This is a genomic window from Streptomyces sp. NBC_00162, assembly GCF_024611995.1.
In the GTDB taxonomy this organism is placed as follows: Bacteria; Actinomycetota; Actinomycetes; order Streptomycetales; family Streptomycetaceae; genus Streptomyces.
Genome location: NZ_CP102509.1, coordinates 2,639,260 through 2,664,035, shown reverse-complemented (window position 1 = coordinate 2,664,035; position 24,776 = coordinate 2,639,260). Strand labels below are relative to the sequence as shown.

Genomic DNA, 24,776 nt, shown 5'->3' with positions numbered 1-24,776 from the left:
AGCGCTCTACGCTGGACGGTAATTCAGCTCATTCTGACTGCACATGACGCTGCACGGGGCGGAGTGTGCGCCTCTTCCGCGATCTCGACGGCAAGTGCTCGTGCGCGCGCGTCTTTCTCTGTGGCACGCTGCTCCGCCCGTTTCGCACCTCGCGTCGAGTCAGATCCATTCCTTGGAGAAACATGAACGTGCGACAGGCGCCGGAATTCCCCCAGTGGCCCCAGTATGACGAGAGTGAGCGGGAAGGGCTCATCCGTGCACTCGAGCAGGGCCAGTGGTGGCGGATGGGCGGGAGTGAAGTCGACTCCTTCGAGCAGGAGTTCGCCGAGCACCACGGTGCCGCCCACGCCCTCGCGGTCACCAACGGAACCCACGCACTGGAACTCGCCCTCCAGGTCATGGGCGTCGGACCGGGCTCCGAAGTCATCGTCCCGGCCTTCACCTTCATCTCGTCCTCCCAGGCGGCGCAGCGACTCGGCGCCGTCGCGGTCCCGGTGGATGTCGACCCGGACACCTACTCCATCGACGTGGCTGCGGCCGCCGCCGCCGTGACCTCGCGGACCCGGGCGATCATGCCGGTCCACATGGCGGGCTACCTGGCGGACATGGACGCACTGGACAAGCTCTCCGCCGATACGGGCGTCCCGCTGCTCCAGGACGCCGCGCACGCCCACGGCGCCCGCTGGCAGGGCAAGCGCGTCGGCGAGCTCGGTTCGGTCGCCGCGTTCAGCTTCCAGAACGGCAAGCTGATGACCGCCGGCGAGGGCGGCGCCGTGCTGTTCCCGGATTCGGAGATGTACGAGAACGCGTTCCTGCGGCACAGCTGCGGACGGCCTCGTACCGACCGCCGGTACCGTCACGTGATCGCCGGCTCCAACCTGCGACTGGGCGAGTTCTCGGCCGCGGTCCTGCGGGCCCAGCTGCGCCGCCTGGACGATCAGATAGCGACGCGCCACGAGCGCTGGGCCCTGCTCTCCAAGCTGCTCGAGTCGATCGACGGCGTGGTTCCGCAGCGCGGTGACGAGCGCACCGACGTCCCCTCGCACTACATGGCCATGTTCCGGGTGCCCGGCATGGGCGAGGACGACCGCAACGCCCTGGTCGACCGGCTCGTGGAGGCCGGCCTGCCGGCGTTCGCGGGATTCCGCGCGATCTACCGCACCGACGCCTTCTGGGAGATCGGCGCGCCCGACGCGACCCCGGACGAGCTCGCGGAGCGCTGCCCCAACTCGGAGGCCATCAGCCAGGACTGCATCTGGCTGCACCACCGCACGCTGCTCGCGAGCGAGGAAGACCTGCACCTGACCGCCGCGATCATCGCCGACGCGGTGAGCACCGCATGAGCGTCAGGGTGGCCATCGTCGGGCTCGGCTGGGCGGGGCGGGAGCTGTGGCTCCCCCTGCTGAGAGAGCACGCCGACTTCGAAGTGGTGGCCGTCACCGACACCGAACCGGCGGCGCGCGCGGCATTCGACCGTGCGCTGGGCATTCCCGTGTACCCGACGGTGGACGCGCTCACCGCCCGGTCGGTCGACCTCGCCGTCGTCGCCGTACCCAACTTCCTGCATGCCGAGGTGGCCGCGGCCCTGCTCGGCAAGGGCATCTCCGTCTTCCTCGAGAAGCCGGTCTGCCTGACCTCCGACGAGGCCGACACCCTGGCGGCCGCCGAACGCAGCGGCGGCGCCATGCTGCTGGCGGGCAGCGCGGCCCCCTACCGCAGCGACGTGGGAGCCCTGGCGGGCCTGGTGCCCGACCTCGGTCACATCCGGCACGTCGACCTGTCCTGGGTCCGGGCGCGCGGCATCCCCAAGGCCGGCGGTTGGTTCACCCAGCGCAGCAAGGCCGGCGGCGGTGTGCTGTTCGACCTCGGATGGCACCTGCTCGACACGCTCGCGTCCCTGCTCGGTCCGGCCCGCTTCACACAGGTCGTCGGCGTGACGGCGAACGACTTCGTGAACATGGGTTCGTGGAGCGCGGCATGGCGGCACGACCAGCCCGCGGCCGACGCCGACGGCGACGTCGAGGACACCGCCCGGGGCTTCTTCGTCCGCGAAGACGGCGTCTCGGTCTCCTTGCACGCCAGCTGGGCCTCGCACGAGGCGTTGGACGTCTCCACGATCCAGGTCGTGGGCAGCGGCGGAACCGCCGAGCTCAGCTGCACCTTCGGCTTCAGCCCCAACCGCCGGCCCCAGTCGACGCTGTTGCTGACCCGCGAAGGCACCACCACGTCCATCCCGGTGCCGGACGAGCCGATCGGCAACGAGTACCGGCGCCAGCTGGACGGCCTCGCCGGAATCCTGACGGATCCGGGCAACCGCGGCAGGTCCATCGGCGAGGCCCGTACGACGGTCCGCGTCATCGAGGACTTCTACGCGTCGGCCCGCTCCGTGCGCGCCCGGAACGTGGTGCCCGCCTAGCGGCGGATGGTCGGCAAAGCCGGTGGAAGCACCGGTTCCAAGAGAACGAGCAGACGCACGGAATGGGCATCACATGACAATTACAACGGTAGGGCGACCGCAGACGGAGACGCTGCCAGCGGTCAGGCGCGCCGTGATCTTCGACCTCGACGGGGTCATCGTCGACAGCTTCGCGGTGATGGAAGAGGCGTTCGCCATCGCGTACAAGGAGGTCGTCGGTGAGGGCACGGCGCCGTTCGAGGAGTACCGGCGCCACCAAGGGCGCTACTTCCCGGACATCATGCGGATCATGGACCTCCCACTGGAGATGGAGGAGCCCTTCGTCCGCGAGAGCTATCGGCTCGCGCCCCAGGTGCCGGTCTTCGAGGGCATCGTCGAGCTGCTGCTGACCCTGCGGGTGCGCGGGTACAGGCTCGCGGTGGCCACCGGCAAGAGCGGGCCGCGGGCGCGCTCGCTCCTCGAAACGCTGGGCCTGCTGCCCTTCTTCGACCACGTGATCGGGTCGGACGAGGTCGCCAACCCGAAGCCGGCCCCGGACATCGTGGAGCACGCTCTCCATCTGCTGGGGCTGCCGGCCGAGGCGGCCATCATGGTCGGTGACGCACCGACCGACCTGGCCAGTGCGAAGGGCGCCGGTGTGGCCTCGGCCGCCGCGCTGTGGGCCGATGTCGACGACGAGGACGAACTGCTGGCCGCTCAGCCCGGCGCCGTCCTGCACCGCCCTGCCGACCTGTTGGCACTGTGCCCGTCCGTGCCCCGCGGCTGAGGGCCGTCAACGGGCATGGAGAAGGCACATCACCTCGGTGTCGACATCGGGGGCACCAAGGTCGCCTTCCGGGTGGAGGCCGGCGCGGAGTGTGTTGACGAGTCCGCGTTCCGGTGGGACCCGCGGCACAGCGCCGCCCGGGACCTGGCGCAACTCGCCCGACATGTGGGCGAGTTGCGGACAAGGATAGGAACGCCACTCCGGGCGGTGGGCGTCGCGATGCCCGGGACGGTCGATCCGGCCGGCCGGATCACCGCCTGGCCCAGCCGGCCGGAGTGGAACGGGCTCGCTCTGGACGAGTCCCTGCGTGCGCTGTTTCCCGAAGCGGCAGTGGCCTGGGCGGACGACGGCGATCTCGGCGCACTCGCGGAGGCCCGGGCCTCGGGCTGCGACGACCTGCTCTACCTCGGGGTGGGCACCGGCATCGGCGGCGGTCTCGTCCTCCGAGGCGCACTCTGCCCCGGGCTCGGCCGCGGCTCGTTCGAGATCGGACACGTGATCGTCGACATGGGCGGTGCGCCGTGCGTCTGCGGCCGCCGGGGATGCCTCCAGGCGATCGCCTCCGGACCGGCCACCCTGCGCCGCGCGGCTCATCTGCGGGGAGCGCCCGCCACCTTCGAGGAACTTCGGCGGGCGCTGCACGAAGGGCAGCCGTGGGCCGTCACCGCGGTCGAAGAGACGTGCCGGGCCCTGGCCACCGCGGTGTCCGGCGTCCAGGAACTGGTCCATCCGCAGCGCGTCCTGATCGGCGGCGGCTTCGCGGCCGGCATCCCCGGGCTCGTCGGGCTGGTGTCCGACCACCTTGCCGGGCTGGCCCGCCCCGGCCAGCCCCCGCTGCCGGTGGAACCGGCAGCGCTGGGCGGCCTGTCGTCGTTGCGCGGGGCGCTGGCGCTCGCCCGGCAGATCGCGCCGTGACCGTCAGCCGGCCCGGTGCGGTGCACCGGCCGGCACCGCGGCACGCAGCTGGTCCCGCAGGTCGTCGACCAGCGCTTCGGTGCCGCCCGGGCCGCTCGCGGCACCGAAGACGTGGTAATCCGGACGGACGAGCAGAGAAGTCGCCCCGAACCGCGCCAGATACGGCCGGTAGACGTCGTCCACATCCTCCACGCAGATCACATCGGCCACGCCGTCGGCCTCCTCCGGCGCCTGCCCGGGCGGCAGCAGCCGCACCACGCGGGTCCCCAGGCCGACGAGGAACGAAAGCCGCTCCTCGTCGAGCACGGTGTACGGATCGTCGCTGGTCAGCAGCATGAAACCACGGCCGACGACCTCGTCGAACAGCTCGCTGCGGCCCTGTCGGCCCACGCGTCCCTGGGGTACGACGGCACCCGCCGCCCGCTCGGCCGCCTCCGCTGCGGACCGCCGGTGAAGCAGCCCGTCCGAGAGCGGCTTCGCCGGTTCCGGCCGCGCCGCCGGCCGGCCGCGCCGGTTGGCCAGCACCGTGGCGTCCCGCTCGGCGGCGTCCGCCGGGTCCGTCACGCAGATCACCCGGCCCAACTGGACCGACGCCAGGATCGCTTCCTTGGCCTGCGCACGGCGTTCTTCCGTGTAGCTGTCCAGCAGGGACTCGGCCGCGAGCCCGCGCAGCGTCAGGTCCAGCTTCCACGCCAGGTTGACGACGTCCCGGATGCCGGAGCACATGCCCTGCCCGGCGAAGGGCGGCATGAGATGGGCCGCGTCGCCGGCCAGCAGGACATGGCCCACTCGCCACTGGTCGGCCCAACGGGCCTGGAATATGTACGTGGTGCTGCGCAGCAGGGTGGCCGTGTCGGGGGTGACGCCGAACGGCGCCAGCAGCCGCCAGGCCGTCTCCTCCCGGTTGAGCTCGGCGGCGCTCTCGCCCGGCAGGCGCATGAACTCCCAGCGCCGGCGCCCGGGGCCGCTGGCCACCACCGTCGTGGGCCTGGCCGGATCGCAGATCTGCACGTTGCTGGGGGTGAACTCGCGCGGCTGGCGCAGTTCGACGTCGCAGAGCAGCCACTCGTAGGAGAACCCGAGGTCGGTGACGGAGACGTCGAGGTGGTCGCGCACGAAGCTGTTGGCGCCGTCGCACCCCACGACCCACCTCGCGGTGAGGACGCGCGTCGATTCGTCGTCGGTGGCGGCGGTCACCTCCACCCGTTCCCCGCCGTCCGAGATCCCGACGACCTCGTGCCCGCGCAGCACCGTGATGCCGGGAAGCGCCGCCGCCCTGGCCGCGATCAGCTCCTCCAGAGCCGGCTGGTGCATCGTGTTGGCGTCCGGCCAGCCGTAGGGACCGGCCGTGGTGAACCCGATGTCCAGCAGCACCGCGCCGGCGGCGGTCTGCCACTGGTAGCCGTTGGCCGGCTCGGTGACCCGGTCGAGTTCCGGGCCGATTCCGGTGCCGGCCAGGAGCCGGGCGGTCTCCCCGTCGAAACTGGTCGCCCGGGGAAGCTTGTACGGCCGGGGGCGGCGTTCGAGCACCGTCACCCGCCAGCCACGCTGGGCGAGCAGCACCGAGAGCGTGGCACCGATCGGCCCGTTGCCCACGATGACGACGTCCGTGTCCGTCGGATTCGAGTACGTATCGTGCGTTCGCATGGTTGGCATCTCGCCCCTAGTCGCATGCTGTGGGCAGATCAGTGAGCACTTCGAAAAACGGCGTCAAGGAAAACTTCACAGGTCCGCGCTGTTTGAAGGCTGAATTCCGCCACGCTGGAAAATTGCCAGAATAGTATTCCGGCGTTCGAGGCGTGTCAAGGATCGGTAAAACCTATCAGGTTGAGGGATGCTCAGCGGGCCCTCCATGCTCTATGGGCTGCCCCGTAAATGACTATCAGATCGAGGGATGCACGCCCGGTGACGCCCGTCCTAACCTGTGGAAGGACGATGCAAGTTGCGGGTTCCACAGTGTCCAGCGCGCGGAAACAAGGCCTGGGTAGTTCGCCACCGCTGCCGGTTCGGAGTATTCCCGCGGTTGACGGTATGCCAGTGCGGCCGGATGCTAAAAATCAATCTCGTTGAACAATTCGCTGGAGGCTCGTGTGACCGGAAAGCAAGTTTCACTGGAAACCCTCGACAACGATGCCTTTTACGCAGGTTACCGAGGAGAGACCCTGGTCGGCGCCCCGGCGCCGTGGGACATCGGCGGGCCGCAGCCGCTCCTGATCGCGCTCGAGGACGCGGGCCAGATCACCGGCGACGTGCTCGACATCGGCTGCGGGCTCGGCGGCAACTCCATCTTCCTCGCCTCGCGCGGCCACCGGGTCACCGGCATCGACGCGGCCCCGACCGCCGTCAAGGAGGCGAAGAGGCGGGCCGAGGCCGCGGGCGTCGAGGTCGAGTACACCGTCGCCGACGCGACCAGCCTCGAGGGTTTCGAAGGCCGTTTCGACACGGTCGTCGACAGCGCGCTCTACCACTGCCTGACCGCGGACGCCCAGCGCGCCTACGTCGCCGCGCTGCACCGTGCCACCAAGCCCGGTGCGAAGCTGCACCTGTGGGTGTTCGCCGCAGAGGCGCACGCGCCCTTCCCCACCGTGCAGCGGGTCACCGAGAAGAACCTCCGTGAGACGTTCGGCGAGAAGTGGGACATCGCCTCCCTCGAGCTGGCCATGTACGACACCACGCTCACCCACGAGGGCATCCGCGAGATGCTGGGCGCGAAGCCGGCGGAGGGCGCCCCCGACGCGCCGGTCGCCTTCGACCCGGCCTTCTCCTGGCCCGACGAGGAGCTGGAGGGCGAGATCAAGGCTCCCGTCTGGCAGCTCACGGCCGTACGCGCCGGCTAGCAGCAGCCGCTGCCAGGTCATCAGCCCGTCCAGCGCGGGCTCCACGCGGCCGGCTGCTCGTACAGCAGCCGGCCGCGCGTGCGGCCGGAGTTCTTTGACACGAAGGGGTAGACCTATGACCGCCACCGCCGAGAACCCGGCCGCCCCGGTCGACCTGTTCTCGCCGGAACTGGTTGCCGACCCGTTCGCCGCGCACGCGCGGATGCGTGAGCAGGCGCCGGTGCTGACCGGTTCGATGATGGGCGGGACGCCGATGTGGCTGGTCACCCGCTACGACGACGTGCGCCGCGTCCTCACCGACCCGCAGTTCCTCAACAACCCGGCATCGGTGCGGGGAGGCAGCTCGGACAGCCGGTTCACGGTCATGAAGCGGCTCAACATCCCGTCCGACGTGGTCGACTACCTCTCCGGCAAGCTGATCGAGATCGACGGCGCCGACCACCGCCGGCTGCGGCGCCTGATCTCCCGGGCGTTCACCGCACGGCGGGTGTCCGGGCTGCGCCCGCGGGTCGAGGAGATCACCGCGACGCTGCTCGACCGGCTGGCCGAGGCGGGACGCGACGGCAAGCCGGTCGACCTCATGGAGTCGTTCTGCTTCCAGTTGCCGGCCACCGTGATCAGCGAGCTGGTCGGGATCGACGAGGCCGATCGCCCGGACTGGTACGCGTGGGGGCGCGTCCTGATGGCGCCCATGGAGCACGTCGAGCGCCTCCCGACCGTCTTTCGCGAGTGTGCCGACCACCTGCTGGACGTGATCGCGCGCCGGCGCGCCGAGCCGCGTGACGACCTGGTCACCGCACTCGTACAGGCCCAGGAGGACGACGGCGACCGCCTCTCCGACCGGGAGATGGTCAAACTGGTCTTCACCCTGGTGCTCGCCGGCTACGAGACGACGATGAACCTGATCGGCAACTCGGTGCTCGCCCTGCTCGAGAACCCGGACCAGCTCGCGCCGCTGCGCGCGGACCCGTCCCGGTGGCCGCAGGCGGTACAGGAGCTCATGCGCCTGGGGCCCACCCAGTTCGGCAACCCCCGGTACCCGGCCGAGGACGTCGAGTTGGGCGGGGTGACGATCCCGGCGGGGGCGCCGGTCCTGCCGCTGATCCTTTCCGCGAACACCGACCCGCGCAAGTTCGACGATCCCGAGCGGCTGGACGTCGGCCGGGAGACCGGGACGGGCCACCTCGGGTTCGGGCAGGGGGCCCACTACTGCCTCGGTGCACCGCTGGCCCTCCAGGTGGCGGAGGTGGCACTGCACGCGCTGTTCGCCCGGTTCCCGGACATGTCCCTCGCCGCAGGGCGCGAGGAGATCCCGTGGGTGCTGCGGACCGGTTTCACCGCGGTCGCGCAGCTCCCGCTGCGGCTCGGCTGAGCGCGGTCATCGCCGGTATCCGCCTTGGTTTTCAAGGTGGTTGACCTATCAGATCGAGGGATGTCCGGCCGGTCGCGCTTGTCCTACGCTCCTGAAAAGACACTGCGATGATCGGGGCCGGCGCGGATCCCGCCTTCCCGAAAGGAATTTCTGGCCGTGCCTCAAGCAGCGGAGCAATTCGAGAAGTGGGTACGCCGATCCCACCCGGCGCCGAACAGCAGGGTCCGCCTCGTGTGCCTGCCGCACGCCGGCGGGTCTGCGAGCTTCTACTTTCCGCTGTCCAGGGCGCTCGCGCCCGCGGTGGAGGTGCTGGCGATCCAGTACCCGGGGCGGCAGGACCGGCGCCACGAGCCGAACATAGCCAGCATCCCCGACCTGGCCGATCAGATATTCGCGGCGGTGCGCCGGCTCGACGACCGGCCCCTGGCGTTGTTCGGACACAGCATGGGCGCCGTTCTCGCGTACGAGGTCGCGCTGCGCATCCAGGACGCCGGCCTCCCCTCGCCGGTACGGCTCTTCACCTCCGGCCGGCGGGCCCCCTCCTGCCATCGCGAGGAGCGGGTCCACATGGAGTCGGACGACCAGATGGTGGCCGAGCTGCGGAAGCTGAGCGGCACCAGCTCGGCCATGCTGACCGACCCCGAGCTGCTGGAAATGATCATGCCGGCCATCCGCAGTGACTACCGTGCCGTCGAGACGTACCGGTACGAACGCGGCCGGAAGCTGGACTGCCCGGTGACGGTGCTCACCGGAGACAATGACCCGCGGGTCTCGATCGACGAAGCGGCAGCCTGGGAGGAGCACACCACCGGGCCGACGGAGCTCCACGTACTGCCGGGAGGCCACTTCTACCTCGTCGATCAGAACGAGCGCGTGGTCGGATTGCTGGCGGAGAGTCTGGCCCGGAAGAGCGTCGATGCGTATGCAGGCAGCGATCTGAGGTGACGTGAGATGAGCTCCGTACCCGTACCGACCATCGCCCACCACTCGTTGCTGGTGCTTCTTCTCCAGCTGGCGCTCCTCCTTCTCCTGGCTCTTTCCCTGGGCCAGCTGGCCGCCTGGTTCAAGATGCCCGCGATCGTCGGCGAGCTGTTCGCGGGAGTGATACTCGGTCCCTCGGTGCTCAGCCACGTGCTGCCCGATTTCGCCGACTGGCTGCTGCCGAAGCAGCCCGGCCAGATGCATCTCCTCGATGCGGTGGGGCAGTTGGGCGTGCTGTTGCTGGTCGGTGTCACGGGCATGGAGCTGAAGTTCGATCTCGTCAAACGGCGCGGGGCCACCGCGGTCCGGGTGAGTCTCGCCGGTCTGCTCCTGCCCCTGGGGCTCGGCGTCGCCGTGGGCTTCCTGCTGCCGTCCTCGCTCCTGCCGGGCGGCACCGACCCGACGGTGTTCGCCCTGTTCCTCGGAGTGGCCCTGTGTGTCAGCGCCATCCCGGTGATCGCCAAGACGCTGATAGACATGAACCTCCTCCACCGCGAGGTCGGACAACTGACCCTCGCCTCCGGTGTGATCGACGACGTCATCGGCTGGTTCCTGCTCTCCATCGTCTCGGCGATGGCAACGGTCGGGCTGACCACCGGGAAGATCGCCGCCGCCCTGCTGTACCCCACGGGCGTCGTGCTGTTCGCGGTGCTGGTGGGCCGCCCCGCGGTGAGGATCGCGCTGAGGGCGGCCAACCGGTCCCCGGAGGCGGGCCCGACCGTCGCGGTGGCGGCGCTGATCGTCCTGCTGGGCTCGGCGGCGACCCACGCGATGGGTCTGGAGGCCGTCTTCGGCGCCTTCGTGTGCGGCGTACTGATCGCCACCAGCGGCGAGCTGGACCGGGAGAAGCTGGCCCCGCTGCGCACCACGGTGCTGGCCTTCCTGGCCCCGGTCTACTTCGCCACGGCCGGGATACGGATGGACCTGACCGCGCTGGCCAGGCCCGCCGTTCTGGCGGCGGCGTGCGCGGTGCTCGCCGTGGCCGTCCTCGGCAAGTTCGCGGGTGCCTACATCGGCGCGAAGCTGAGCGGGCTGGGCCGGTGGGAGGCCCTCGCCCTCGGAGCCGGCATGAACTCCCGCGGGGTGATCGAGGTGATCGTGGCGATGGTGGGGCTGCGGCTCGGCATTCTCGGCCCCGAGACGTACACCATCATCATCCTCGTGGCGATCGTGACCTCCCTCATGGCGCCGCCCATTCTCCGCGCGGCCATGGACCGGATCGAGGAGAATGCCGAGACGGAGATGGGCATGGGCGGCGGCAAACCGCGCGACCTGACGCCCTCACCACCCGCCTCGGTCTGAGGACTTGAGGACATGAGGACTTGTCGTCGCCCTCGGGCGAGGGTTCAGCCGGCACGCGAAGAGTGCCAGGAGGAGAGTTGTATGACTTGCAGTTCGCCACGGCTCGTGAGCGCTGAAGGGAGCGAGTGATGGCCAGGACCACCGGCGGCGCCGGACAGCTGCTGGCCATCAGCGACCTCCACCTCAACTACGCCGAGAACCGCGCCCTGGTCGAGCGGATGACGCCCGACTCGGACGACGACTGGCTGCTGGTGGCCGGGGACGTGGCGGAGAACGTGGACGACATCCGCTGGTGCCTGAAGACCTTCGCGAGCCGCTTCCGCAAGGTCGTCTGGGTCCCCGGCAACCACGAGCTGTGGACCCACCCGAGCGACACCGTCACCCTGCGCGGTGTCGCCCGCTACGACCACCTGGTCGAGGTGTGCCGCGAACTGGGCGTGACGACGCCCGAGGACCCCTACCCGATCTGGGAGGGTCCGGGCGGCCCCGTGGCCGTGGCGCCGCTGTTCCTGCTGTACGACTACTCCTTCTTGCCGGAGGGCTGCACCACCAAGGAGCAGGGGCTGGCCTACGCGCACGAGACCGGAGTCGTCTGCCAGGACGAGTACGTGCTGCACCCCGACCCCTACCCGAGCCGCGAGGCCTGGTGCCGGGCCAGGGTCGCCGAGACCGAGCGCAGGCTCGCCGAGATCCCCGACGACCTGCCCACCGTCCTCGTCAACCACTACCCGCTCGACCGGCACCCGACGGACGTCCTGTGGTACCCGGAGTTCGCCATGTGGTGCGGGACCCGGCTGACCGCCGACTGGCACCGCAGGTTCCGCGTGGCCGCCATGGTCTACGGCCACCTCCACATTCCGCGGACCACCTACCACGAGGGGGTCCGCTTCGAAGAGGTGTCCGTGGGATATCCCCGCGAGTGGCGCAAGCGTCCGGGCGGTTCACCGGGAAAGCTGCGCCGGATCCTGCCGATGGAGGCCGGGACAGCATGATCGGGGAACCGCGCCACGGCGAAGCCGGCCGCCGGACGTCAGCCCGCGGACGCGGGCTCGGCGGCCGCATCCGAGATGCGGCTCCACGCTCGCGTCAGTTCCACACGAGAAGCCACGTTCAGCTTGCGGAAGATCTTCTTCAGGTGGAACGCCACCGTGTGACCGGAGATGAAGAGATGCTCGCCGACCTGCGAGTTGGTGAACCCATGGCTCACCAGTTCGGCCACGGCGGCTTCGGTCTCGGTGAGGGAGCCGGTGTTCACGCCGTCCTGTCCGACGTACCGCGGATAGCGGCCACGCCGCACCCCGAGTGAGCGGAGCTTGCTGACGACCCTGCGGGCATCGCGCGGAGCCCCGGAGTTCGCGTACCCGTCCACCGCCCGTTCGAGGGTTTCGACGGCCCGATCGCGTTCCTGGCTCAGTGCGGAGAGGAGATTCCCGGCGTCCTCGTAGGCGGACGCACCGGCCCACGGATCCAGGTGCGCTTCACCCGCGGCGATGAGTCTTTCAGGATGGTCCTCGAGCAGCCCGCCGGCGTGCATCGCCGCCGCTTCCATCGAACGGAGCCCGAAGTTGCGCGCGGCGAGGCCGGAGGCTTCGGACGCCACCCGCTTGGCGAGGGATTCGTCGCCCAGCTCCCTCGTGGCCCGGACGAGCCAGGCGGCAGCGGCCGGCTGCGAGGTCAGGAGCTCCAGGATGAGCTGGTCATCCGTGATGATGCCCACGATGAAATGCGCGGCGTTCTTCGCGCCGCCCTGTACCTCCAGGAGCTGAGCCGCGGCCCACGCGTACTGACCGGGCCTGTCGGTCGTCCGGCCGAGAAGGGCGTCGTCCCGCAACTGATCCACGAACTCCAGGCTCACGCTCATGTTGCCCTGCCGGAGAGCGCTGAGCGCCATCACCGTGTGCGCGTCGGGAAGCAGGCAGTGGAGGCCGGCCTGCTGCGCCTTGTGAACGCCCCTGCCCACTGAAGCGACAGCGGTGTTGACGTCCCCCTGGGCGAGCGCGAGATCTCCGGCACAGATCAGCGAAGCCGCCACCAGTCCGTCGGTGTCCTTGACGCCGACCGTCAGTTCCTCCACGCGGGCGAGCGAACGCGCCGCGGATACGAGCTCGCGGATTCTGACCAGCAGGGCGGAATGCCAGACCGTCGCCGGCCCCACACAATGGCCGGCGCATTCAGGGTGCTGCTGACTGGCTGTTTCGGCCAGGCGTATTGCCTCCACGAGTTCGCCACCCGACCAGGCGGTAAAAGAGAGCGCAGAGAGTCTGACGGTCTCGCAAGAGCCGCTGCCGCAGGCCCGCATGGCGGAAAAGGCGGGCGGCAGCTCCAAGCGGAACAGAGAATCGAGCATCACATCTCCTGTCAGGGGACCATCATTCACGCCGCGTCGTTCCTGTGGGGGTACCGGCTGAGTTCCCGGCAGAGACTAGGTGGCGGAGACTCAGGAACCCCTCGAGATGTGATCGGGTTTGGCCGACTGGAGGGCGGCTCCAGGCGGTTCGCGGAGGTCCGGCAGACCCCGGCGGACCGGTCCGCGCCGGTGCGCTGCCGGATCTCCGTCGTACGGGGCGAAGGAAGCGCGCAAGATGCCGTCCAGCGCGACCCGAGCCGGTTTCGAGCGGACACCCGGCAGTTCCTCGACCGAGGCGGGCACGGAGCGGGCGGGAGGGCGCCGCTCGAACTATCAATTCTGATGATGGCGCACCGCGGACGGCATCGACAGCATGGAGATGGTCCAGAGCTCGCCGGTGCAGTGAATGACGAGGTGTCCCCTTGAGTGTCGTGCTTCTCTTGAACGGTCCCAATCTGGGAATTCTGGGGCGACGCGAGCCGGAGATATACGGCACCGACACGCTGGCCGACATCGAGAAGGCGGTCGCCGAGGAAGTGAGCGTCAAGGGGTGGGAAGTCATCTCCATTCAGCACGACTCGGAAGGAGACCTCGTCCGCGCCATTCACGAGCACACCGACACCACTGTCGGCGCGATCGTCAATCCCGGCGCTCTCATGATCGCCGGATGGAGCCTGCGCGACGCGCTGGCAAGCTATTCACCGCCCTGGGTCGAGGTGCACCTCAGCAACGTCTGGGCCCGCGAACAGTTTCGGCACGAGTCGGTGATCGCCCCGCTGGCCAGCGGTGTGGTGGTCGGTCTCGGAGCCTTCGGCTACCGCCTGGCCGCCAAGGCGCTGCTGCACCTGTCCGAGGCAACACCGCGCAAGCCCATTGCCTGAGTGCGGGAGGGCCGCTCGACCTATGATGCGGTGATCATCTTCGTCATGGGGGGACGACGCCGTGAGTTCACACCGACCCGCGCCCGCATACCGGCCCGCGCACCCGCAGGGTCCGGCGCCGGTCCGCAGACCAGGCTGGGTCCGGGTGGTCCGGGCGCCGTTCGACCTCGCGTCCCGCATACACCGGCCCGCACGCCCGGACCGGATCGTGGACGAGGGCATCCGGCGCGCGCAGATCGCCCGGACGGCCATCGGCCTGCTGGCCGGATTCTGGCTGGTGCTGTCCTACCCGCTGCGTGAGGGTGCGGGCGGCATCGTCGAGGACAAGTTCGCCGAAGTGCTCATCAGCGCCGGGCTGTTGCTCGTGCTCGGACCGCTCGGACTCGCCGCCTTCGTGCTGTCGGCACGGCCGCCCGGTCCCGCCTTCTACCGCGCCCGGCTGCGCGGACCGGCCACCGCCATCGGGGCGCTCCTGGCCACCGTCCTGGGGATGTCCTACGGGCTGCCGTACGCGGGCACGTTCGCGTTCGGCCTGGGAGCGATCGCGGGACTCTTCCTCATCCCCTTCGCGCTCGCCTCGGCGGTGCTCTGCGTCCACCACGCCTTCCGGACCGCCGACGTCCACGAGGTGCTGCCGCCGCTGCTCTCGCCCTTGCTGGTCTGGTCGCTCTTCGTCGTGCAGCTCTTCGACGACGCGCCCGTCAACGCCCCGCTCGCCGTACGCGTGCTGTTCCTGCTGGCGCCGCCGCTCTCGGTGACCGCGCTCTCCCTGTGGGAGCTGCGCCGGCTGCGCGTCCGTCACGGCATCACGGTCCGCCTCGCCCTCGGGCGCTAGGTCCTGTCCGGGCGATCTTCGTGGGTCAGCCCGCGTGGTCTGGTGCGGTGCATCGCAAGGCGGAGCATCGCAGCTTGTACTTGGCCGTACTTGCGCGATGTGACAACGCGGCGAGGTGCCGTGCCAGGCCGCGCGGGCCCGCGAAGATCGCCCGGACAGGGCCTAGGTGTGTTGTCCCGGGACGTTGGTGACACGCGTGCTGGGTTCTTGAAATGGGTGAGGGCCTCCGGGTTCGGTGTGGATTGCGACATCTGCACCGATCCGAGGAGGCCCTCGTGGTCCACCGTAATGCCCCGCTGACCGAGACCGGACGACTGCGCCTGGCGCGTTGTGTCGTGGACGACGGCTGGCCCGTGCGGCGGGCAGCGGAACGTTTCCAGGTCAGCCACACCACCGCGGCCCGCTGGGCCGGCCGCTACCGCACGCTGGGCGTCGCCGGAATGAGTGACCGGACCAGTCGCCCCCACCACCAGCCCGCCCGGACACCGGCCACGGTCGAGGAACACGTCCTGCGACTGCGGCGCGAACACCGCATCGGCCCCCTGCGGCTGGCCGCCCGCTGCGGGATCGCGCCCTCCACCGCCCACCGCATCCTGATGCGCCACGGCCTGCCGCCACTGGCCACCCTGGACCGCGCCACCGGCGAGCCCGTCCGCCGCTACGAACGGCAGCGGCCCGGCGAACTCGTCCACATCGACGTCAAGAAACTCGGCCGGATCCCCGACGGCGGCGGCCACCAGGCCCTCGGCCGCGCCGAGGGCCGCCGCAACAAGACCGGCGCGGGCTGGGCCTACCTTCACACCGCCCTCGACGACCACACCCGCCTCGCCTACACCGAAGACCTCCCCGACGAGACCGCCCCCACCTGCGCCGCCTTCCTGGCCCGGGCCACCGCCTGGTTCGCGTCCCTGGGCATCACCGTCGAACGCGTCCTGACCGACAACGCCTGGGCCTACAGCAAGAACACCTGGCGTCAGACCTGCAGTGATCTGGGCATCAGCCCCCGCTGGACCAGGCCCTGGCGGCCGCAGACCAACGGCAAGGTCGAACGCTTCCACCGCACCCTGCTCGAGGAATGGGCCTACCAGCGGCCCTACACCTCAGATCACCAGCGCCAGGAAGCGTTCACCGACTGGATCGACTGGTACAACTACCACCGACCCCACACCGGCATCCAAGGCCAAACACCCGCCAGCCGCGTCACCAACCTGCCCGGACAACACACCTAGGCAGACCTCCGCGACCGCGACCGTACGACCGTGAAGACCGCGCCCTCCGGGTCCGCGACCGTGGCCACCCGCCCGCTGAGCCCCTCGCGGGGCGGCTCCAGGATCCGTCCGCCCAGATCGGAGACCCGGGCAGCGGCCGCGTCGGTGTCCTCGACCTCGAAGTACGCCATCCAGTGCGGCCCCCGGTCGTGCGGCAGCGAGCGGCCGACGCCGTGCACAGCGGCCACCGGGCGGCCCTCCAGGAGGAGGGTCACGTAGTCGAAGTCGTCCGAGGCGGTGGAGTGCGTCTGCGCCTCGTGGCCGAAGACGTGCTCGTAGAACTTGCCGACCGTCGAGGTGTCCTGGGTGACCAGCTCGTTCCAGACCGGCGTGCCCGGGGCGCCGTGCAGCCGGGTGCCCATGTGGCTCTCCGCCTGCCACAGACCGAAGATCGCGCCCAGCGGGTCGGAGCAGATCGCCACCCGCCCCGCGATGCCCGCGTCCAGCGGGCCCACCGCCACCGTGCCGCCGCACGAGCGGATCGTCTCGGCCGTGGCGTCGGCGTCGTCCGTGGCGAGGTATGTGGTCCAGGCGACCGGAAGATGGCGGTCCGGTGGCATCTCGCCGATGCCGGCCACCTCGCGGCCGTCCAACAGGGCCCGGACGTACGGGCCGAGCTGCTCGGGGCCCGGTTCGTACTCCCAACCGAACAGGTCGGCGTAGAAGTCCTCGGTGGTCCCGAGGCCGTGCACCATGAGGCTCACCCAGCACGGGGTGCCGGGCGTGCGCCGCGTTGGTTCCGCTGCCTCGGTCATGTCAACCGTCTCCTCCGTCGTGCCGCTGCCGCTGCTGATGCTTCCACTCCGGGGGGCTCGGCGCGCCTCGACCGGGCCGCTCTTTCGGGGCCCGGGAGAGAGTGACCGGATCGGTGCGCCCGGCAGGTGACGCGCTTGTTACGGCGGTGCCGGACGGGGTGGAAGATGGGCCGTATGACTGCGACAACTGCGATCCTCGGCGCCGCCGAACTCATGAGCGAGCTGGCCGGTTCCCGGCCTCCCGTGCTGCTGGACATCCGCTGGCAGCTGGGCGGCCCCGACCAGCGTCCCGCGTACGAGGCCGGGCACCTGCCCGGCGCGGTGTACGTCGACCTCGACCGCGAACTGGCAGGTCCGGCGGGGTCGGGCGGCCGGCACCCGCTGCCGGACCCGGAGGCCTTCGGGGCGGTGATGAGGAGGTCCGGGGTCTCGGCGGACGTGCCGGTGGTCGTGTACGACGGCGGCCAGGGCTGGGCGGCGGCGAGGGCGTGGTGGCTGTTGCGCTGGACGGGTCACGAGGACGTACGGGTACTGGACGGCGGCCTGGCCGCGTGGACGTCAGCGGGGGGTGACGTGTCGGCTGACCGGGTGACCCCCACGGAGGGCGATTTCAAGCCAACTCCTGGAGCCGTCGGGCTGCTCGACGCGGACGGAGCGGCCGCGCGTGCGCGTACGGGGGTCCTCCTGGACGCACGTGCGGGGGAGAGGTACCGCGGGGAGGTCGAGCCGATCGACCCGGTCGGCGGCCACATCCCGGGCGCGCTCTCGGCCCCCACCACGGAGAACGTGGGTCCGGACGGCCGTTTCCTGCCGGCCGATGCCCTGCGGGCGCGCTTCGCGGGGCTCGGCGCCTCGGGCGCCACCCCGGTCGGCGTGTACTGCGGATCCGGGGTGTCCGGCGCCCATGAGGTGCTCGCGCTGGAGGTGGCGGGCATCGCCTCCGACCTCTACGCCGGCAGCTGGTCGGAGTGGTCCGCGGATCCGGCCCGCCCGGTGGCCACGGGCCCGGACCCCGAGTAGTCCGGAAAAGAACCGCCGCCCGGCACGTCCGGGCGGCGGCGATCCTCCTGGCCGGTCCTGGTCGGCCCTGGCCCGGCTACTCCTGCTTCTTGCGCCGCGTCCCGAAGACGATCTCGTCCCAGCTGGGCACCGCCGCACGGCGTCCGGGACGGACCCCGTCCGCCTCGGCCTGCCGGTCCGTGGTGCCCGTCAGCCGGTCGCGGTGGCCGGCCACCGTGCGGGGCATCAGGACGTCGGCGTACGCGGAGCCCGCGCCCGCCGACGCGGCCGGAGCCTGAGGTTCCTCCGCCTCGGCTTCCGCCGCCGGGGGTTCGGTCCGCTCCGGGACCACCATGTCGCCGCGGAAGCTCGGGACCGCCTCCAGCAGGCTGGTCAGCGTGTCCCGCTCCTCCTCCGGATCCGGCTGGGGGGCGACCGGCCGCTCCAGCTGGCGGTCGAGAGCGCGGTCCAGCGGCCGGTCGCGCGGCAGCCGCGCGATCCTCGGCACGAAGGGGAAGCTGGGTTCCGGCGTGGCGGGCAGGTCGTCGGACTCGCCGATCAGCGAGCGCGCCTCGTCGTCCACGGCCACGACCAGCCGGCGCGGCGGGTCGTACGTCCAGCTCGCCGAGTGCGGCTCACCGGCGACCCGGTAGACGAGGAGGACCTCCCAGGTGCCGTCGTCGCGGCGCCAGGAGTCCCACTGCACGGACTCCTTCTCGGCCCCGCGCAGGGTGAGCCGCTCCTGCACGGCCTCGCCGAGCTGGGGTCCGGTGTTCTCGCCCGGACGGCGCACGGGGGTCTTGCGGGCGCGCTCGGCCATGAACGCGCGCTCGGCGAGCACCGGGCCCTCGAAGCGGCGTACGCGGTCGACGGGGATGCCGGCGAGTTGAGCGACCTCCTCCGCGGAGGCACCGGCCCGTATGCGGGCCTGGATGTCGCGGGGGCGGAGGTGGCTCTCGACCTCGATCTCGATCTGGTTCAGGCGCGCGCGGTCGTTGCGCACGGCAGCCCGCAGCCGCTCGTCGATCGGAAGCGTGTACTCCGTGCTGTCCCCAGCCTTGAGCACCAGTCGTGTGCCGTCATTTGAGACGGCCACGACACGCAGTTCGGGCATGGGGACCTCCCGGGTGGTGCCTGCCGACGTCACGTGCGTCGCTGCTTCCGCTAGTCGAGTGTGGCCTGCCCGGGTGCAGCCTGCCACAACCTTGCCGAGTTAAACCGGCGTGTCGGGCATGCGCCCTTGATCGCCGTTATGGCACGGTTACCTGTTGGGCACGCACAGTGACCGAACGATTACTGTGCGCAGCAGGAACCCGTGCGATACCGCGGCATCACCGGTCTTTGAGTGCCGTTTTCCATCAACCGGCCCCCTCTCCCGAGTCCGGACATCCGTAAGGAAGGACGACCCCAGGGCTCGTCACAGTACTCCATTCGGGCCACCTGGGTGGACCGCCGCGCCGCCGAAGTTCTCCCGGACGGCGGGAGTTGGCGTGCCCTCCGGCGGGCTCCATCTGCACCCGTGTCCGTTTCCGGGTGTCTTGCTTCACAGAATCCGCAGAAACGGAACTATTCGTTTCGCTCGGGTGTCAGTAACTGCTGAAGGCTTCCGGCGCGGGAGAGGCAGGACACACAGGGGGTGGCGATGGGTCAGAAGAGGACGCATGACGTCGAACCGGAGAAGAAGAAGCTCGACCTGAGCGCCGCTCAGGTGGCCGGCAGCTCGCTCGCGACCGTCGCGGCGGCCCTCCTCGCCTCGAAGATGGGGGTCTACGGGACCATCCTCGGCGCCGGTGTGGTCAGCGTCGTCGCCGCCGCCGGCGGTCCCGTCATCCAGCACTTCTTCCGGCGCACCGGCGATCAGTTGCGCGAGACCGCCCGTCCCAGGGCCCGCCAGGTACCGCTGCCCGGCGGGCCCGGGCCCTGCGGGGAGTTCGGCGAGGCCACCGTGCACGGCACCCGGGTGCGGGGCTGGAAGCGCACGGCGGTGGCCGCCGGCGCCGTCTTCGCCATCTCCCTGGGTGTCCTCGGGAGCTACGAGGCGATCGCCGGCACCTCGGTCAGCGCGGACGGCGGCACCATCCTCTCCGGAGGCACCCGCAAGGCGTCCGACCACCAGCCCTCCAGGCCCCAGGAGCAGCCGGGCGGCGGCGAGAAGGACGGCAGGACCCCGGGATCCGGGACCAGCCCGGCCCCCTCGGGCTCGCACAGCGGCGGCGGCCGGAGCCCGAGCTCCGCCCCGGGCCCCTCGGACTCCGGGGACCCGGTGCCCAGCCCGTCCCCTCCGAAGCCCACGCCGACGCCGACGCCGCCCACGCCGACCCCGAGCCCGGACGCGTCGGCGCCGTCCGGGCAGCAGCGGAGCGCCCCCTGAGCCCGGTCGGGCCCGGTCCGGCCCGGCCGAGGTCAGTCGCCCAGGACGCGCCGCAGGTAGTCGTTGCCGAACACCCGGTCCGGGTCCAGCCGGTCGCGCAGCGCGGTGAACTCGGCGAACCGCGGGTAGACCCCGGCGAGGTACTCCGCGTCCCGCGTGTGCACCTTGCCCCAGTGCGGCCGGCCGCCGTGCGCGGTGAAGATGCGCTCGGCCGCCGTGAAGTAGGCCTGGTACGGCGTGCCCCGGTACATGTGCACCGCGATGTACGCCGTCTCGCGGCCCGAGGCGGTGGACAGCGTGATGTCGTCCGCCGGAGCCGTCCGCACCTCCACCGGGAAACTGACGCGCAGCCCGGAGCGGTCGACCATCGCCCGGAGCTCCCGCAGCGCCTCGACCACCCGCTCGCGCGGGAGTGCGTACTCCATCTCCACGAACCGGACCCGGCGCGGACTGGTGAACACCTTGTACGGGATGTCCGTGTAGGCGCGCGCCGACAGGGCGCGGCTGGCGACGCGGGCGATGGCGGGGATGGTGGCCGGGACCGCGCGGCCCAGCGAGTTGACCACCTGGAAGATGCCGTTGGACAGCAGCTCGTCCTCGATCCACGAGCTCACCGGCCCGGGCGGGGCCGCGGGGCCCTGGCTGCGGTTGTTCCGCTTGGTGTTGCAGTTGCCGGTGTGCGGGAACCAGTAGAACTCGAAGTGCTCGTTCTCCGCGAAGTGCTGGTCGAACTCGGCCGTCACCCGGTCGAAGCCCATGGGCTCCTCACGGGCGGTCAGGAAGAAGACCGGCTCCACGGCGAAGGTGATCGCGGTGACTATGCCGAGCGCCCCGATGCCGAGCCGGGCCGCCGCGAAGACCTCGGGGTGCTCCTTCTCCGAGCACGTCAGCAGCCGTCCGTCGGCCGTGACCAGCTCCAGGCCGCGGATCTGGGCGGCGATGGAGGCCGAGTCGCGGCCGGTGCCGTGGGTGCCCGTGCTGGTGGCGCCGGAGACCGTCTGCTCCATGATGTCGCCCATGTTCGTGAGCGACAGGCCCTCCTTGGCCAGGGCCACGTTCAGGTCCTTGAGGACCGTGCCCGCCGCCACCGTGACGGTGCCCGCGGCGCGGTCGATCGAGTGGATCCCGGCCAGCGCCTGGGGGCGTACCAGCACCCCGTCGGTCGCGGCGGCCGCGGTGAAGGAGTGGCCGGTGCCGACCGCCTTCACCCGCAGGCCCTGTTCGGCGGCCCGGCGGACCTCCTCCTGGAGCTCCCCGACCGAGGCCGGGGTCACCGTGCGTGCGGGCGTGGCGGAGACATTGCCCGCCCAGTTACGCCACGCGGTCTGGCTGTTCTGCCCTGCTGTCGCCGTCCCCATCGGTGGCTGGCTCCTCCCCTTGCGCCGGCTTCGTCAGCCGGCGGTATCCCGCGAACGCCACCGCCGCCGCGGCCGCCCCCGACGCGATGGAGACGACGTACCCGCGCTGCGCGCCGGCCGCGTCGATGACCAGTCCGGTCACGGAGGAGCCGATCGCGACGCCGACCGCGAGGCCGGTGCTGATCCAGGTCATGCCCTCGGTCAGCTTCGCGCGTGGTACGTGCGCCTCGATCAGGGCCATCGTGGTGATCATCGTGGGAGCGATGGCGAGGCCCGAGACGAAGAGCGCCACGGCCAGAAACGGAAGGTTCCCGGCCAGTAGGAGGGGGATCATACTCACGGCCATCGCACATACGCCCAGTACCCACCTGAGTTCGGTCCGGCCCTTGAGATGGAGCAGGCCGAACACGATTCCGGCGATACAGGACCCCAGTGCCCAGATCGCCAGGATGAAGCTGGCCCAGGACTTGTGGCCCTGCTCCTCGGCGAAGGCGAGCGTGGACACGTCGATGGAGCCGAAGATCGCACCGGTCGCCACGAAGGTGAACGTCAGTACCTGGAGGCCGGGGGAGCGCAGGGCCGAGGTGCGGTCCCCGTGCTCGCTGCGCGGGTGCGGCGGGGGCTCGGTGGCGCGCTGCGCGGTGAGCAGCCAGACGCCGACCAGCAGGCAGACGGCGGCGATCAGCGGACCGGCCTCGGGGAACCAGGTGGTGGACAGCCCGATGGCGATGATCGGGCCGAAGATGAAGCAGACCTCGTCGACCACGGACTCGAAGGAGTACGCCGTGTGCAGCTCGCGCGGAGAGTCCTGGTAGATCACGGTCCAGCGGGCGCGGACCATCGAGCCGACGCTCGGCACGCAGCCGGCGATCGCGGCGAACACGAAGAGAGTCCAGTCGGGCCACCCGTTCGCGGCGGCGATCAGCAGTCCGGTCACCGAGGCCACGGAGATCAGGGTGGCGGGGCGCAGGACCCGCCGCTGGCCGTACTGGTCCACCAGCCGCGAGACCTGCGGGCCGATCCCGGCGGCGGCCAGGGCGAGGGTTCCGGTGAGCGCGCTCGCCATCGCGTAGCGGCCGGTGATCTCGGAGATCATCGTCAGGATGCCGACCCCGACCATGGAGATCGGGATCCGGCCTATGAGGCCGGCGGCGCTGAACCCCTTGGTGCCTGGGGTCGCGAAGATGGCGCGATAGGGACTGGGCAAGGGCCCTCCGTAAGGGACGTCATCGGCCCATACAGGTTACGACTGCCGATGAGGCGCCCGCACGGGGAAGCTTCCCGACCTGGAAACTTAGGGTTACCTTACCTGTGGTGGGGGCGTCCTCCCCGGCCGGGCCGATTCCCGCGCGCGGAAGCCGGGTGGCAGGATTCGACGCATGTCAGACCAGCTCCGCGCCGCCGCCCAGCCCAGGGCCGAAGGCCTCGCCGCCCCGTACGACGCCCTCCTGCTGCTCTCCTTCGGGGGGCCCGAGGGACCCGACGACGTCGTGCCGTTCCTGGAGAACGTCACGCGCGGGCGCGGGATCCCGCGCGAGCGGCTCAAGGAGGTCGGACAGCACTACTTCGGCTTCGGCGGGGTCAGCCCGATCAACGCGCAGAACCGCGCGCTGCTGGACGCGCTGCGCAAGGACTTCGCCGAGCACGGGCTGGACCTCCCGGTCTACTGGGGCAACCGGAACTGGGCTCCTTACCTGACCGACGTGATGCGCGAGATGGCTGCCGACGGGCGCCGCCGGATCGCGGTGCTCGCGACCAGCGCGTACGCCTCGTACTCGGGCTGCCGGCAGTACCGCGAGAACCTCGCCGACGCGCTGGCCACCCTGGCCGCCGAGGGCCTGGAACTGCCGCGCGTGGACAAGCTGCGGCACTACTTCAACCACCCCGGCTTCGTGGAGCCCATGATCGACGGGGTGATCGCCGCGCTGGACGCGCTGCCCGAGGAGACCCGGCCGGGCGCCCGGCTGGCCTTCACCACCCACTCCATCCCGACCGCCGCCGCCGACACCTCCGGGCCCGTCGAGGACCACACCGGGGGCGGCGAGGGCGGCGCGTACGTCAAGCAGCACCTCGACGTCGCCCGGGTGATCGCCGACGAGGTGGCCAGGCGGACCGGTGTCACGCGCCCCTGGCAGCTCGTCTACCAGTCCCGCAGCGGCGCCCCGCACATCCCGTGGCTGGAGCCGGACATCTGCGACCACCTGGAGGCCCTGCACGAGGCGGGCGCCCCGGCCGTGGTCATGGTGCCCATCGGCTTCGTCTCCGACCACATGGAGGTCCTCTACGACCTCGACACCGAGGCCACCGCCAAGGCCGCCGAACTGGGCCTGCCCGTCGCGCGCTCCGCGACCGTCGGAGCCGACCCCGCCTTCGCCGGCGCCGTACGGGAACTCGTGCTGGAGCGGGCCGCCAAGGAACGCGGCGAACAGGCCGGGGAGTGCTGGGTGGGCACGCTCGGCCAGAGCCATGACCTGTGCGCCGTGGGCTGCTGCCCGGCGCGCGCGCCCCGGCCGGCGGCCGCGGGCGCGGACAGTCCGTACGCGTAGGGATGAGGGACCGTGATCTCCGATGAGCTGAAGGCCGAACTGCTGGACGTGGGGCTCGAGGCCGCCCGGCAGGCCGGGGCACTGCTGCGCGACGGCAGACCGGCCGATCTGGCGGTGGCCGCGACGAAGAGCAGCCCGATCGACGTGGTGACCGAGATGGACATCGCGGCCGAGAAGCTGATCACCGGCATCCTCGCCGAGCGGCGGCCCGAGGACGGGCTGCTGGGCGAGGAAGGGGCCGACACCCCCGGGACCAGCGGGGTGCGGTGGGTCGTCGACCCGCTGGACGGGACCGTGAACTACCTGTACGGGCTGCCGAGCTGGGGCGTGTCCATCGCGGCCGAGTACGAGGGCGAGACCGTGGTGGGCGTCGTGGCGGCGCCGATGCGCGGGGAGACCTACCACGCGGTGCTCGGCGGCGGGGCCTGGCTGGGTGCGCTGCGCCTCGCCTGCAGGCCGGCGGCGCCGCTGGACCAGGCACTGCTCGGGACCGGCTTCGCGTACGTACAGACCCGGCGGGCCCACCAGGCCGAGGTCGTGGCGGGGATCATTCCGGTGGTGCGGGACATCCGGCGGGGCGGCTCGGCGGCGCTGGACCTGTGCGACGTGGCCGCCGGGCGGCTCGACGGCTACTACGAGCGCGGGCTGAACCCCTGGGACCTGGCGGCGGGCGACCTGATCGCCCGGGAGGCCGGGGCCCTGACCGGCGGCAGGCCGGGGGAACCGGCCTCGGGTGAGCTCGCCCTCGCCGCCACGCCCGCGGTGTTCGCCTCGCTGCAGCCGCTGCTGGACGAAGCGGGGGCCTGGCACGACTGAACGGGTGCCGA

At 71.1% G+C, this 24,776-nt stretch carries 22 protein-coding genes; 16 read left to right on the top strand and 6 right to left on the bottom strand.

All coding sequences use genetic code 11. The annotated features are described in order from the left end of the window. Window positions 1-182: 182 nt before the first annotated feature. The 4 genes from JIW86_RS12555 to JIW86_RS12540 all read left to right on the top strand — a co-directional run bounded on the left by JIW86_RS12555 (window position 183) and on the right by JIW86_RS12540 (window position 4,097). Window positions 183-1,343 carry a DegT/DnrJ/EryC1/StrS family aminotransferase gene (locus JIW86_RS12555; RefSeq protein ID WP_257553832.1) on the top strand — a complete coding sequence of 387 codons (1,161 nt, stop codon included), beginning with the start codon at window positions 183-185 and terminating at the stop codon, window positions 1,341-1,343. After that, window positions 1,340-2,416, top strand: a complete 1,077-nt coding sequence (locus JIW86_RS12550; RefSeq protein WP_257553831.1) for a Gfo/Idh/MocA family protein — start codon at window positions 1,340-1,342, stop codon at window positions 2,414-2,416. The genes JIW86_RS12555 and JIW86_RS12550 overlap by 4 nt, the downstream gene beginning before the upstream one ends. A gap of 133 nt (window positions 2,417-2,549) precedes the next feature. Continuing rightward, window positions 2,550-3,182 (top strand): HAD-IA family hydrolase, encoded by a 633-nt coding sequence (locus JIW86_RS12545; protein WP_257553830.1) that lies wholly within the window; start codon window positions 2,550-2,552, stop codon window positions 3,180-3,182. Between the two features lie 15 nt (window positions 3,183-3,197). Continuing rightward, entirely contained in the window at window positions 3,198-4,097 is a 900-nt protein-coding gene (locus JIW86_RS12540; RefSeq protein ID WP_257553829.1) for an ROK family protein, read from the top strand. 3 nt (window positions 4,098-4,100) lie between these two features. On the opposite strand, the gene JIW86_RS12535 is transcribed toward JIW86_RS12540, so the two are convergent. After that, window positions 4,101-5,744 (bottom strand): bifunctional 3-(3-hydroxy-phenyl)propionate/3-hydroxycinnamic acid hydroxylase, encoded by a 1,644-nt coding sequence (locus JIW86_RS12535; RefSeq protein ID WP_257553828.1) that lies wholly within the window; start codon window positions 5,742-5,744, stop codon window positions 4,101-4,103. Between the two features lie 443 nt (window positions 5,745-6,187). On the opposite strand from JIW86_RS12535, the gene JIW86_RS12530 reads away from it, so the two are divergent. The 5 genes from JIW86_RS12530 to JIW86_RS12510 all read left to right on the top strand — a co-directional run bounded on the left by JIW86_RS12530 (window position 6,188) and on the right by JIW86_RS12510 (window position 11,581). Next, window positions 6,188-6,934, top strand: coding sequence for a class I SAM-dependent methyltransferase (locus JIW86_RS12530; RefSeq protein WP_257553827.1), 747 nt, complete (start codon window positions 6,188-6,190; stop codon window positions 6,932-6,934). Window positions 6,935-7,049: 115 nt separating this feature from the next. Next, window positions 7,050-8,306: a cytochrome P450 family protein gene (locus JIW86_RS12525; protein WP_257553826.1), complete on the top strand. Its 1,257-nt coding sequence runs from the start codon at window positions 7,050-7,052 to the stop codon at window positions 8,304-8,306. Between the two features lie 156 nt (window positions 8,307-8,462). Continuing rightward, entirely contained in the window at window positions 8,463-9,251 is a 789-nt protein-coding gene (locus JIW86_RS12520; RefSeq protein ID WP_322975518.1) for a thioesterase II family protein, read from the top strand. A 6-nt stretch (window positions 9,252-9,257) separates the two neighbouring features. Beyond that, window positions 9,258-10,589, top strand: coding sequence for a cation:proton antiporter (locus JIW86_RS12515; protein WP_257553825.1), 1,332 nt, complete (start codon window positions 9,258-9,260; stop codon window positions 10,587-10,589). Window positions 10,590-10,717: 128 nt separating this feature from the next. Then, window positions 10,718-11,581, top strand: coding sequence for a metallophosphoesterase family protein (locus tag JIW86_RS12510; protein ID WP_257553824.1), 864 nt, complete (start codon window positions 10,718-10,720; stop codon window positions 11,579-11,581). 38 nt (window positions 11,582-11,619) lie between these two features. On the opposite strand, the gene JIW86_RS12505 is transcribed toward JIW86_RS12510, so the two are convergent. After that, on the bottom strand, window positions 11,620-12,915 hold the full coding sequence (locus JIW86_RS12505) for a helix-turn-helix transcriptional regulator (RefSeq protein ID WP_257553823.1): 1,296 nt from the start codon (window positions 12,913-12,915) through the stop codon (window positions 11,620-11,622). A 443-nt stretch (window positions 12,916-13,358) separates the two neighbouring features. Here JIW86_RS12505 and JIW86_RS12500 point away from each other — a divergent pair, with 443 nt between their 5' ends. The 3 genes from JIW86_RS12500 (at window position 13,359) to JIW86_RS12490 (ending at window position 15,881) form a co-directional block, all read left to right on the top strand. Continuing rightward, complete coding sequence (locus JIW86_RS12500; protein WP_257553822.1) at window positions 13,359-13,817, top strand: type II 3-dehydroquinate dehydratase; 459 nt, start codon at window positions 13,359-13,361, stop codon at window positions 13,815-13,817. A gap of 61 nt (window positions 13,818-13,878) precedes the next feature. Then, the gene (locus tag JIW86_RS12495; protein ID WP_257553821.1) at window positions 13,879-14,652 is read left to right on the top strand and encodes a hypothetical protein; all 774 of its coding nucleotides are present in this window, start codon (window positions 13,879-13,881) and stop codon (window positions 14,650-14,652) included. Between the two features lie 275 nt (window positions 14,653-14,927). After that, window positions 14,928-15,881 carry an IS481 family transposase gene (locus JIW86_RS12490; RefSeq protein WP_257553503.1) on the top strand — a complete coding sequence of 318 codons (954 nt, stop codon included), beginning with the start codon at window positions 14,928-14,930 and terminating at the stop codon, window positions 15,879-15,881. On the opposite strand, the gene JIW86_RS12485 is transcribed toward JIW86_RS12490, so the two are convergent. After that, on the bottom strand, window positions 15,878-16,675 hold the full coding sequence (locus tag JIW86_RS12485) for a VOC family protein (RefSeq protein ID WP_215142536.1): 798 nt from the start codon (window positions 16,673-16,675) through the stop codon (window positions 15,878-15,880). The genes JIW86_RS12490 and JIW86_RS12485 overlap by 4 nt on opposite strands. Before the next feature lie 174 nt (window positions 16,676-16,849). On the opposite strand from JIW86_RS12485, the gene JIW86_RS12480 reads away from it, so the two are divergent. After that, complete coding sequence (locus JIW86_RS12480) at window positions 16,850-17,695, top strand: sulfurtransferase (RefSeq protein WP_257553820.1); 846 nt, start codon at window positions 16,850-16,852, stop codon at window positions 17,693-17,695. A gap of 76 nt (window positions 17,696-17,771) precedes the next feature. Here JIW86_RS12480 and sepH read toward each other — a convergent pair whose 3' ends face one another. Then, window positions 17,772-18,788, bottom strand: coding sequence for a septation protein SepH (sepH, locus tag JIW86_RS12475; protein ID WP_215142532.1), 1,017 nt, complete (start codon window positions 18,786-18,788; stop codon window positions 17,772-17,774). A gap of 528 nt (window positions 18,789-19,316) precedes the next feature. On the opposite strand from sepH, the gene JIW86_RS12470 reads away from it, so the two are divergent. Next, window positions 19,317-20,045: a hypothetical protein gene (locus JIW86_RS12470; protein WP_257553819.1), complete on the top strand. Its 729-nt coding sequence runs from the start codon at window positions 19,317-19,319 to the stop codon at window positions 20,043-20,045. 32 nt (window positions 20,046-20,077) lie between these two features. Here JIW86_RS12470 and JIW86_RS12465 read toward each other — a convergent pair whose 3' ends face one another. Next, window positions 20,078-21,403 carry a D-arabinono-1,4-lactone oxidase gene (locus JIW86_RS12465; RefSeq protein ID WP_257553818.1) on the bottom strand — a complete coding sequence of 442 codons (1,326 nt, stop codon included), beginning with the start codon at window positions 21,401-21,403 and terminating at the stop codon, window positions 20,078-20,080. After that, window positions 21,357-22,610, bottom strand: a complete 1,254-nt coding sequence (locus JIW86_RS12460; protein ID WP_257553817.1) for an MFS transporter — start codon at window positions 22,608-22,610, stop codon at window positions 21,357-21,359. The genes JIW86_RS12465 and JIW86_RS12460 overlap by 47 nt, the downstream gene beginning before the upstream one ends. A 172-nt stretch (window positions 22,611-22,782) precedes the next feature. Here JIW86_RS12460 and JIW86_RS12455 point away from each other — a divergent pair, with 172 nt between their 5' ends. Further along, window positions 22,783-23,949, top strand: a complete 1,167-nt coding sequence (locus JIW86_RS12455; protein ID WP_257553816.1) for a ferrochelatase — start codon at window positions 22,783-22,785, stop codon at window positions 23,947-23,949. 12 nt (window positions 23,950-23,961) lie between these two features. Further along, the gene (locus JIW86_RS12450) at window positions 23,962-24,765 is read left to right on the top strand and encodes an inositol monophosphatase family protein (RefSeq protein WP_416237554.1); all 804 of its coding nucleotides are present in this window, start codon (window positions 23,962-23,964) and stop codon (window positions 24,763-24,765) included. Window positions 24,766-24,776: the final 11 nt, after the last annotated feature.

Coding starts and splice junctions, on each gene's coding strand:
- JIW86_RS12555 (WP_257553832.1), top strand. CDS start 183: ATGAACGTGCGACAGGCGCCGGAATTCCCCCAGTGGCCCCAGTATGAC.
- JIW86_RS12550 (WP_257553831.1), top strand. CDS start 1,340: ATGAGCGTCAGGGTGGCCATCGTCGGGCTCGGCTGGGCGGGGCGGGAG.
- JIW86_RS12540 (WP_257553829.1), top strand. CDS start 3,198: ATGGAGAAGGCACATCACCTCGGTGTCGACATCGGGGGCACCAAGGTC.
- JIW86_RS12535 (WP_257553828.1), bottom strand. CDS start 5,744: ATGCGAACGCACGATACGTACTCGAATCCGACGGACACGGACGTCGTC.
- JIW86_RS12525 (WP_257553826.1), top strand. CDS start 7,050: ATGACCGCCACCGCCGAGAACCCGGCCGCCCCGGTCGACCTGTTCTCG.
- JIW86_RS12515 (WP_257553825.1), top strand. CDS start 9,258: ATGAGCTCCGTACCCGTACCGACCATCGCCCACCACTCGTTGCTGGTG.
- JIW86_RS12510 (WP_257553824.1), top strand. CDS start 10,718: ATGGCCAGGACCACCGGCGGCGCCGGACAGCTGCTGGCCATCAGCGAC.
- JIW86_RS12485 (WP_215142536.1), bottom strand. CDS start 16,675: ATGACCGAGGCAGCGGAACCAACGCGGCGCACGCCCGGCACCCCGTGC.
- JIW86_RS12480 (WP_257553820.1), top strand. CDS start 16,850: ATGACTGCGACAACTGCGATCCTCGGCGCCGCCGAACTCATGAGCGAG.
- sepH (WP_215142532.1), bottom strand. CDS start 18,788: ATGCCCGAACTGCGTGTCGTGGCCGTCTCAAATGACGGCACACGACTG.
- JIW86_RS12470 (WP_257553819.1), top strand. CDS start 19,317: ATGGGTCAGAAGAGGACGCATGACGTCGAACCGGAGAAGAAGAAGCTC.
- JIW86_RS12465 (WP_257553818.1), bottom strand. CDS start 21,403: ATGGGGACGGCGACAGCAGGGCAGAACAGCCAGACCGCGTGGCGTAAC.
- JIW86_RS12455 (WP_257553816.1), top strand. CDS start 22,783: ATGTCAGACCAGCTCCGCGCCGCCGCCCAGCCCAGGGCCGAAGGCCTC.